The following is a 2,421-nucleotide window of genomic DNA, read 5'->3' as shown; positions in this document are numbered from 1 at the left end:
CCATCATGATACTTTAAAGTTAACGTTTTAATTTTAACTTAACCAATGGTACTGTTTTCGGGGAGTAGTATAGTGACCTACCTAGAGCATCGGGATTTGAAGTTTTGGAAGACAAAAAAAAAATAGCAAAACGAAAGTAATTATTATCTCCAGCTATAACGATTACGGGCTTATTAGACAGTCTTTCAATTTAGGTGCTTCGGGATACTTGCTTAAAAATACTTCTGTCAGTGAAATTGTTGAAGCCATAAGGGCTGTATATCATAATAAAGTATTTGTTCCTGATGAGATAGAAAAGGCTTTGAAATTAAAACAGAAATATTTTGATGAAAGCGATGAATTTGTGAATGCGGTCTCTCTCACCAAGCGCGAAAAAGAAGTGCTGGAGTATATTTCAAGAGGATACAGAAGTGAAGACATTGCGAATGCGCTCAAATTGAAGAAGGATACGGTGAATGAATACAGAGATAAACTGATTAAGAAAATGAATGCCAAAAATACTGCCGAATTGATACGAAATGCATTTCAAGCTGGGCTTTTATGATTAGAAAAATTATTGTTTTTTTTTCGTTTGTGGCTATTTCAATAACCGGATTTGCGCAGACGAATCCTGTAAAGATTACCTCATTGCCCGATAAAATAGATTTAATACCTTAAACCGGGTTTCTGATAGATTCTTCGGGGAGTATGTCCATTCAGGAAGCTATGCTAAACCCCGGTTTCAAAAAGCTGAAAGGATGGATGATTAATTTTGGCAGTAACCCTTCTTACCTATGGCTGAAGGTTACAATTGCAAATCAATCTGCCGCATCCGGAGACTTCATTCTATTCACCAAAGGTGTCGACAGCTAATGGACTTACCAAATAGACGATGCCAATGGAGTGATAATCAGAAACAGCTTTACCGGCGACCACATCTCGATTCAGAAAAGAGAAATTTCCAGTTCGCATCTTACATCTAACTTTGTATTATTGCCCCATCAACAGACCACAATATATCTCCGCGTAAAAAACGTTAGTTATCCGTTAAGCATATATCTATCTTAAATTATTAAGCAAGTACAAGGCCATTTCCTTTCTTAAAACAAGAGATCTCTTTCAGAGCCTGTATATTGGCATTATGGTTTTCCTTTTGTTGTTTAGTCTTGCTTTGCTGATTTTTTTTAAAGAATGGATATATTTCTACTACCTGCTCTGTGTGCTTTTTTCAATGATTATGATGCTGGTGTATAACGGGTACTACTATCTTATTTTTGATACAGCCCCTGAATTTATCCGCAATAAAAACTTCTTTGGTATTCCTACCACTTTTGTACCCATGTTTTATTTGTTTTTTGCCAAAGAGTTTCTAATGTACGGCTATGATAAAGATGGTGGGTGTCTTAAAACGGCTCACCATTTGGTTGTCTAGCATTACGGTTGTGGTCATTTTGCTATTTCTTATTTTGCACTTGAGTTTCTATCAGTATCGTTATTTTACATACCTGCTTATTTTCTGTCTTTGTTCCCTTACTTTTGTGCTGGTGTTCCGTAGCATCAAAAGAAAATACAAGCCTGCCTGGCTATTCCTATTTGCTACAGTGCCGGTACTGTGTATAAGTGTTTTAGAGACTTTCTCAGACCTGCATCATATTCCGGTGCAGCTTATGCATACCATCTATTATTCTGCAACAGTGTTTGAAATGTTTGTACTTACACTTGGGCTGGCTCTTCGGTTTAAGATAGCACAGTATGAAAAGAAAAAATTGTAGCAAGAAGTTTTTGTAATAGAAACACAAGTACAGGAAACCGAAAGTAAAAGAATTGCACAAGACTTACACGACAAGCTGGGGGGATTGCTGGGAGCGTTAAAAATAAACCTTACACTTTTGTTGGGTAACAAGCAATTACAAAGCCAAGATACAGAGTCTTTAGGAACAATACTTAAAATGCTTGATTTAACCTCAGAAGAGGTAAGAAATATTTCACATAGCCTGGCTTCAAGTACATTAATAAAGCTTGGACTGGTGCCTATGTTATTAGAAATGTACCGAGATTCCGATAATCCTAAAGTTATCATTCAGAACAATAATTTTACTACTCGTTTAAGTTCAAACAAAGAAATGGCTTTGTATGCAATTATACAGGAGAGCATCAATAATGCCCTCAAAAATGCTGAGGCCAGTGAGATTGCGGTAATTTTTAAACAAAGTCATGAAAAACTCACAGTAATGATTGAAGACGACGGAAACGGATTTGAGGTGCAAAATTCTCCTTTGAAAGGTAAGGGTTTAGAAAATAGCATTTTCAGAGTGAAAGAACACTTACATGGTGACATATTAATTGAATCCTCAAAAAATGGCGGAACTATATACTACTCCCCGAAAACAGTACCATTGGTTAATTTAAAATTAAAACGTTAACTTTAAATTATGATGATGA

4 protein-coding genes and 1 pseudogene are annotated in these 2,421 nt (G+C 35.9%); all 5 read left to right on the top strand.

Annotated features, from left to right (window positions below; genetic code table 11):
- Positions 1-208: 208 nt before the first annotated feature.
- The 5 genes and pseudogenes from NZ848_RS21445 (at position 209) to NZ848_RS21430 (ending at position 2,402) form a co-directional block, all read left to right on the top strand.
- Positions 209-544 carry a helix-turn-helix transcriptional regulator gene (locus tag NZ848_RS21445; RefSeq protein WP_259017216.1) on the top strand — a complete coding sequence of 112 codons (336 nt, stop codon included), beginning with the start codon at positions 209-211 and terminating at the stop codon, positions 542-544.
- 122 nt (positions 545-666) lie between these two features.
- Positions 667-1,047, top strand: a pseudogene (locus NZ848_RS21620) (7TMR-DISMED2 domain-containing protein).
- Positions 1,037-1,411 (top strand): 7TM diverse intracellular signaling domain-containing protein, encoded by a 375-nt coding sequence (locus NZ848_RS21435; RefSeq protein ID WP_309600846.1) that lies wholly within the window; start codon positions 1,037-1,039, stop codon positions 1,409-1,411. The pseudogene NZ848_RS21620 and the gene NZ848_RS21435 overlap by 11 nt, the downstream one beginning before the upstream one ends.
- Positions 1,362-1,751: a 7TM diverse intracellular signaling domain-containing protein gene (locus tag NZ848_RS21615; protein ID WP_390890903.1), complete on the top strand. Its 390-nt coding sequence runs from the start codon at positions 1,362-1,364 to the stop codon at positions 1,749-1,751. Before NZ848_RS21435 ends, NZ848_RS21615 begins: the two co-directional genes overlap by 50 nt.
- A 15-nt stretch (positions 1,752-1,766) precedes the next feature.
- Positions 1,767-2,402 carry a sensor histidine kinase gene (locus tag NZ848_RS21430; protein ID WP_309600845.1) on the top strand — a complete coding sequence of 212 codons (636 nt, stop codon included), beginning with the start codon at positions 1,767-1,769 and terminating at the stop codon, positions 2,400-2,402.
- Positions 2,403-2,421: the final 19 nt, after the last annotated feature.

Origin of the sequence: Emticicia fluvialis (assembly GCF_024793945.1) — a bacterium.
GTDB classification, from domain to species: Bacteria; Bacteroidota; Bacteroidia; order Cytophagales; family Spirosomataceae; genus Emticicia; species Emticicia fluvialis.
This window is presented reverse-complemented; position numbering and strand designations above follow the sequence as displayed.